Annotated in this window: 9 protein-coding genes; 1 reads left to right on the top strand and 8 read right to left on the bottom strand. The window is 32.9% G+C overall.

Annotated elements, in window-relative coordinates:
* The coding region (locus Q0C22_RS09380; RefSeq protein ID WP_291494101.1) for an HD domain-containing protein at positions 1 to 786 on the top strand (786 nt) is incomplete at its 5' end.
* A 41-nt stretch (positions 787 to 827) separates the two neighbouring features.
* Here the strand turns inward: Q0C22_RS09380 and Q0C22_RS09375 are convergent.
* The 8 genes from Q0C22_RS09375 to Q0C22_RS09340 form a co-directional block, all read right to left on the bottom strand.
* Positions 828 to 1,169: an ATP synthase subunit C gene (locus tag Q0C22_RS09375; protein WP_025392226.1), complete on the bottom strand. Its 342-nt coding sequence runs from the start codon at positions 1,167 to 1,169 to the stop codon at positions 828 to 830.
* A gap of 31 nt (positions 1,170 to 1,200) precedes the next feature.
* The gene (atpB, locus tag Q0C22_RS09370) at positions 1,201 to 1,875 is read right to left on the bottom strand and encodes a F0F1 ATP synthase subunit A (protein ID WP_291494099.1); all 675 of its coding nucleotides are present in this window, start codon (positions 1,873 to 1,875) and stop codon (positions 1,201 to 1,203) included.
* Positions 1,875 to 2,225, bottom strand: a complete 351-nt coding sequence (locus Q0C22_RS09365; RefSeq protein ID WP_291494097.1) for a hypothetical protein — start codon at positions 2,223 to 2,225, stop codon at positions 1,875 to 1,877. Before Q0C22_RS09365 ends, atpB begins: the two co-directional genes overlap by 1 nt.
* Positions 2,203 to 2,463 (bottom strand): AtpZ/AtpI family protein, encoded by a 261-nt coding sequence (locus Q0C22_RS09360; RefSeq protein WP_025392223.1) that lies wholly within the window; start codon positions 2,461 to 2,463, stop codon positions 2,203 to 2,205. Before Q0C22_RS09360 ends, Q0C22_RS09365 begins: the two co-directional genes overlap by 23 nt.
* Positions 2,460 to 3,761: a glutamate-1-semialdehyde 2,1-aminomutase gene (hemL, locus tag Q0C22_RS09355; protein ID WP_291494094.1), complete on the bottom strand. Its 1,302-nt coding sequence runs from the start codon at positions 3,759 to 3,761 to the stop codon at positions 2,460 to 2,462. The genes Q0C22_RS09360 and hemL overlap by 4 nt, the downstream gene beginning before the upstream one ends.
* A 2-nt stretch (positions 3,762 to 3,763) precedes the next feature.
* Positions 3,764 to 4,429 carry a phosphoribosylformylglycinamidine synthase I gene (purQ, locus tag Q0C22_RS09350; protein ID WP_291494092.1) on the bottom strand — a complete coding sequence of 222 codons (666 nt, stop codon included), beginning with the start codon at positions 4,427 to 4,429 and terminating at the stop codon, positions 3,764 to 3,766.
* Positions 4,410 to 4,652 (bottom strand): phosphoribosylformylglycinamidine synthase subunit PurS, encoded by a 243-nt coding sequence (gene purS / locus Q0C22_RS09345; protein ID WP_291494090.1) that lies wholly within the window; start codon positions 4,650 to 4,652, stop codon positions 4,410 to 4,412. The genes purQ and purS overlap by 20 nt, the downstream gene beginning before the upstream one ends.
* Positions 4,653 to 4,666: 14 nt before the next feature.
* Positions 4,667 to 6,071 (bottom strand): sodium-translocating pyrophosphatase (locus tag Q0C22_RS09340; protein ID WP_291494087.1); only part of this gene is annotated, 1,405 nt, incomplete at its 5' end.

The following is a 6,071-nucleotide window of genomic DNA, read 5'->3' as shown; positions in this document are numbered from 1 at the left end:
ACAAAAGTCAATAATGAAGCAGGATTAGACAAAAATGATGTTGATGATTTTATAAAAAATTATCCAGAAAAAAAAGAAAACCTTGAACTAAAGCGCATACATACGCATAATGTTTGCAAAGAATCCTTAAAAATTATGCAATATTATAGAAAAAACAATGAATGCAGGCTCAGTGCTTATATAATAGCTTTGTTTCATGATATTGGAAGATTTGAGCAATATGCGTTTTTTAATACATTTAACGATAGAATATCTAAAGACCATGCTGAGCTTTCTATTAAAGTCATATTAGAAAACAATTTGCTTAAAAATATAAATGATTATACAAAAAACATAATAATAAAAGCTATAGAAAACCATAATAAAGCTCAATTACCTAAATGTGGTGATTACAAACTAAACTTTTTATCAAAGGTTATTAGAGATGCTGATAAAATTGATATATATCGTATTGTTACTCAAAACTATGTCTCCAAAAAACCTAATAGTATTGTAAATCTTGAATTAGAAGATAGAGCATTTATTTCAGATAATGTTTATAGAAGTATTTTAAATAAAAAACCTGTCAAATATGTAGATTTAAAAACCATAATGGATTTAAAAGTTTTACATCTAAGTTGGGTTTTTGATATTAATTTTATTTACACATTTGAAAGGATAAGTAGAGAGTCATACTTAGAAAAGATATTTTCCACGATGGCACAAAATAAACAAACGCAAATAATTTTTCAATTAGTTGAAAATTATGTTGATAAAAAGCTTAAGCTAGGTAGAAATGAGGTTTAAAAGAGGGCCAATAGACCCTCTTTTAAAAATAGTTTTAGAATTTAAAACACAATATGGAATGGATTTGCATAGAAAATTATCAAAACAATAACAAGCATGTAGATGACCAGTGACTCGATCATAGCAAGACCAATCATCATAACGGTAAGTAACTTTCCAGAAAGACTTGGGTTTCTAGCTGTACCCAAGACTGTACCGTTAACTGCGTGGCCCTGACCAATACCGCCACCACCAGCAGCCAGTCCAAGTCCGATTGCTCCACCCATGGCTACAAGCATGTAGTACTCTTTAAGTGAGCTTGCCGCTTGTGGAGCGCCTGCTGCAAATGCTGGAACTGCAGCAAGTAGCAAAAGCGCCGTTAGTAATAAGACCTTACCCTTCATAAAACCTCCTCACAATAAAAAATTGTCTACTTTATGACTCATGGTGTGTTGCAACAGCATCTGCAATGTATAGTGTTGTAAGTAATGGGAATATAAAAGATTGCAACACAGCAGCAAATAATATTAAAAACATAACTGGAATTGGTACAAGAGCTGGAACCAAAAAGAACAATACAGCTAAAAGTAAATCATCACCGCCTATATTTCCAAAAAGCCTGACAGATAGCGATAAAATCCTTGCAAAATGACCAATTATCTCAACTGGTATCATTAAAGGTGTAAGCCACCACACAGGACCCATAAAATGCTTTATATATTTTAGGCCATTGTGTTTTATGCCCAGGTATTGGTAGTAAACAAATACTAAGATAGCAAGTGCAATTGTTGTATTCCAACTTGATGTTGGAGGGACAAACCAAGGTATAAGTTCTACTATATTTGAAAAGAATATAAATATACCAAGCGATGCTATTAGCTTAAAATGTTTTTTTGTTTCTTTTGGACCAAGTATATCTTCTACAAAACTGTACATACCAGATATAAATGCTTCAACCACATTCTGGAAATTTGATGGCATGAATTTTAAAGAAAAACGGACACTTATAGCCAAAACTATTATAACAAGCATTATAAACCACGTAAAAACCATAAAATTTGGAAGATGAAGTGCATGTGCTATGAATTCCAAAAAGTTAGGTGCTTCCATTAGGCCTCCTTATTAAAGTTTTTTCTAAACAGGATAAAATAAACTAAAACTGAAATAGGCAAAATAGAAAAGCCTATTATTAAACCTATAAAACTGTATACTAATAGTTTGTAGCTTACAATTATTAAAAAGGCAACTGCAAATAATCTTAAAATATTTCCAAAGAAAGAAAACCTACCTTTTTTTACCCATCTAAAAGACATTTTTTTTAATAAAAACCAATCAATCAAAGCTATGCTCGAACCCACCAAAACACCTACAAATAAAAAATTAATTGCAAAAAATGCAATTATTGCGAATATAAAATACAATATTATTAAAATAATTTCAAGTTTTTTTATTTGAGTCATTTTTGTCTATACTTTCTTTATTTATTTTTTTTGTTCCAATATATAAATTTCTAAAAGCTGCAACAATACCAAAAAAAATAAAGAGTAATAAAAGCCATGGATGTGTAGAAGGAAATTGTTTATCAAGAAAATAGCCAATAAGACCCCCAATTATTATGGAAAAAACAAAACTCATGCCAATCGTTGAAGCATCATATAAACCTTTATAAAAATCTTTATTATTTTTATTTTTCTTCATACTATAAATTTTGCATTTTGTAATTCTTTAAATATTTCTTCTGCGGCATTTATTGTGTACTCTATGTCGTTTTTGGTATGTGCAGTTGATAGAAAATTTGCTTCAAATTGAGAAGGCGCAAAATATATACCACGCTTTAACATTCCTAAAAAGAAGTTTTTAAATAAACGATCGTTAGATTTTACAACTTCGGTATAATTTGTAGGTTTTTCTTCTGTAAAGAAAAATGTAAAACATGATCCAAAAGAATTTTCACTAAGTGGGATATCATAGGTACTTGCAAGTCCCATTATTCTTGAAACTAAAATTTGTGTATTTAGTTTTAATTGTTCATAAGGATTTGTGTTTTTTAGCATATCAAGTGTAGCTATACCCGCCTGGACAGCGATGGGATTGCCAGATAGTGTACCGGCTTGATAAACCGGCCCTTCCGGACTTACTAAACTCATGATTTCTCTGTTTCCCCCATACATAGCAAGGGGGAAGCCTCCACCTATAATTTTACCTAAAATTGTTAAATCGGGCTTAATATTTTCTAAAGTCTGTACACCGCCATAACATGCTCTAAATCCCGTTATAACTTCGTCAAATATAAGCAAACTTTCGTATTGTTGTGTGATTTCTCTTAAAAACTTTAAAAAGTTAGGCTTTGGCAACACAACACCCATATTTGCTGCAATTGGCTCAACTATAACACATGCTATAGTATGCCCAAAATCTTGAAATATCTTTTTAACAGCATCAAAATCATTATATTCGCAAAGTAGCGTGTGTTTTGCTATATCTTCTATAACACCTTTACTTGTTGGTACACCAAATGTAGCAGCACCAGATCCAGCACCAACAAGCATACCATCGTAGTGTCCATGATAGCAACCAATAAACTTAAGACAATTTTCTCTTTGTGTAAAACCTCTTGCAAGTCTAATAGCACTCATAACAGCTTCTGTGCCAGAGTTAACAAAACGAGTTAATTCAATTGAATCAAAAGCTTCAACAATTCTTTTTGCAAGTTCTATTTCTGCTTTCGTGCAGGCGCCATATGTAAAGCCGTTTTCAAGTGCGGCCTTTACTTTATTTATAATTGTATTGTTTGCATTTCCAAGAATATTTGGTCCAAAACTGGAAACATAATCAATAAAAGTATTTGAATCCTCACTGTATAGGTATGCCCCTTTTGCCTTTTTGATAAATATGGGGTCAATTCCAACACTTTTGAAAGCTCTAACTGGACTGTTAACGCCACCTACTATGTATTTTTTTGCTTCTAAAAAAAGTTTTTTACTTTCTTCAAACATCTTTACCTCAAAAAACTAAAAAAGTACTCGCCATCTTGTCCTAAAAAGCTTATGGCTCTTTCAGGATGAGGCATTAAACCCAGTATGTTGCCTTTTTTATTGCAAATGCCAGCTATATTTTCAAGACTTCCATTTGGGTTTGTGCCTATATCAACATTTCCATCTTTGTCGCTATATTTAAATACAATTCTATTTTCATCGCGTAATTTTTTAAGTGTTGTTTCATCGCAATAAAAATTGCCTTCTTTGTGAGCTATAGGCATTTGCAAGATTTTTTTTTCTATGTTTTGAGTTAATTTGCAGATAGATGGTATCAATTTTATATGCACTTGCTTGTGTATAAAGCGTAAATTAACATTTGTAATGAGGGCACCATCTAACAAATGCAGCTCACATAAAATCTGAAAACCATTGCAAATGCCCAAAATATAGCCTCCATATTTATCAAATTCAATTAGTGCACTGGCAAGTTTAGTAAACTTTGCTAGCGCTCCTGCCCTTAAATAATCACCATAAGAGAAACCGCCAGGAAGTATGATACAATCAAATTCTTTAAGATTTGTTTGTTCGTGCCATACAAATTTTGTTTGTGCACCCATGTAGTTTGCTGCAAATTCGCAATCATAATCACAATTTGTCCCTAAAAACCTAACTATTCCTACTTTCATAAATAATCTCATAATCCTCAATAATTTCGTTTGATAATATTTTAGATGCAAGCTGTTCAATGAAGTTTTTAGCATTTTCGTGCTCAATCTCTACTTCAAAATATTTCCCAGATCTAATCTCGCTAAAAATCACCCCAAAATAATTTTCGGCAACTTTTTTTATTGCATTTCCTTGAGGATCAAGCACACTTTTTTTAGGTTTAACTATAATTGTTGCTTTCATAATTTTATACCTTTTTAAGCAAAAACCAACACTATAAGTATTGCTACTATATTTATAATTTTTATCATTGGGTTTATAGCAGGCCCTGCAGTGTCTTTAAGAGGATCTCCAACCGTATCGCCTGTTACTGCTGCTTTATGTGCCTCACTTCCTTTTCCGCCAAATTGTCCGTCTTCTATATATTTTTTTGCATTATCCCATGCACCACCGCCACTTGTCATTGATACTGCCAAAAAGAAACCAGTTACAATTGACCCTATTGATAGTGCACCTAAAGCAACAGGTCCAAATAAAAAGTAGACAATAATCGGTGCAAGAACAGGTATAAGTCCTGGAGCAACCATTTTTTTAATAGATGCTTTTGTTACGATATCAACACATGCAGCATAATCAGGCTTAGCTTTACCTTCTAATATGCCTTTAATTTCTCTAAACTGTCTTCTAACTTCTTCTACCATTAAACCACCTGCTTGTCCAACAGCTTCCATTGACATAGCGCCAAAATAAAATGGTAGTAAACCCCCAAGCAGTAAGCCTACTATTACGTATGGGTTGCTTAAATCAAAGCTTGTTAATTGAGCACCTATATTTGATGAAGCTAAAACCCTTGTATATTCGGCAAATAAAACTAAAGCAGCCAAAGCAGCAGAACCTATTGCAAATCCTTTGGTTACTGCTTTTGTAGTATTTCCAACGGCATCTAATGGATCTGTTACTTTTCTTACAGATTCATCCAGTTCTGCCATTTCAGCTATACCACCAGCGTTATCCGTGATGGGTCCATATGAGTCTATAGATATAATAATGCCTGTTAGAGAAAGCATCGAAGCAGCTGCGATTCCGATACCGTATAAACCAGCAAGCTGGTATGAAAAATAAGTTGTAAGCGCAATAACTATTGCGGGGAGTGCTGGCGCTTTGTACATTACAGACATACCTTGAATAATGTTAGTTGCATGACCTGTTACTGATGATTTTGCTATAGATTTTACCGGATTAAAGCTATATGATGTATAATACTCTGTAATTAACATTATAAGACCCGTTAGGATCATTCCAAGCACACTTGTAATAAATATATTTATTGTTGGATATTGCCCAATTGAGCCAGGTATAAGATTATTCATAGCAAACCATATAACAATCAGTGAAATAATGGCTGTAGCTACCAAACCTTTATAAAATGCTCCCATAATATTTCCTGATTTTCCAACTTTTACAAAGAAAGTACCAATTATTCCAGAAACAGAAGCAATAGAAACAATTAACAATGGAAGCATTCCAGCTATGCCCATTAAATTTTTTGGATCAAATAATGAGTGACCTAAAATCATCGCAGCAACAGTAGTAACTGTAAACGTTTCAAACACGTCTGCTGCCATTCCAGCACAGTCTCCTACATTGTCGCCCACATTATCA

The organism is Desulfurella sp. (assembly GCF_023256235.1).
In the GTDB taxonomy this organism is placed as follows: domain Bacteria; phylum Campylobacterota_A; class Desulfurellia; order Desulfurellales; family Desulfurellaceae; genus Desulfurella.
This window is presented reverse-complemented; position numbering and strand designations above follow the sequence as displayed.

Excerpts from the sequence above, each read along its gene's own strand:
- Q0C22_RS09375 (WP_025392226.1), bottom strand. The coding sequence starts at position 1,169 with ATGAAGGGTAAGGTCTTATTACTAACGGCGCTTTTGCTACTTGCTGCA.
- atpB (WP_291494099.1), bottom strand. The coding sequence starts at position 1,875 with ATGGAAGCACCTAACTTTTTGGAATTCATAGCACATGCACTTCATCTT.
- Q0C22_RS09365 (WP_291494097.1), bottom strand. The coding sequence starts at position 2,225 with ATGACTCAAATAAAAAAACTTGAAATTATTTTAATAATATTGTATTTT.
- Q0C22_RS09360 (WP_025392223.1), bottom strand. The coding sequence starts at position 2,463 with ATGAAGAAAAATAAAAATAATAAAGATTTTTATAAAGGTTTATATGAT.
- hemL (WP_291494094.1), bottom strand. The coding sequence starts at position 3,761 with ATGTTTGAAGAAAGTAAAAAACTTTTTTTAGAAGCAAAAAAATACATA.
- purQ (WP_291494092.1), bottom strand. The coding sequence starts at position 4,429 with ATGAAAGTAGGAATAGTTAGGTTTTTAGGGACAAATTGTGATTATGAT.
- purS (WP_291494090.1), bottom strand. The coding sequence starts at position 4,652 with ATGAAAGCAACAATTATAGTTAAACCTAAAAAAAGTGTGCTTGATCCT.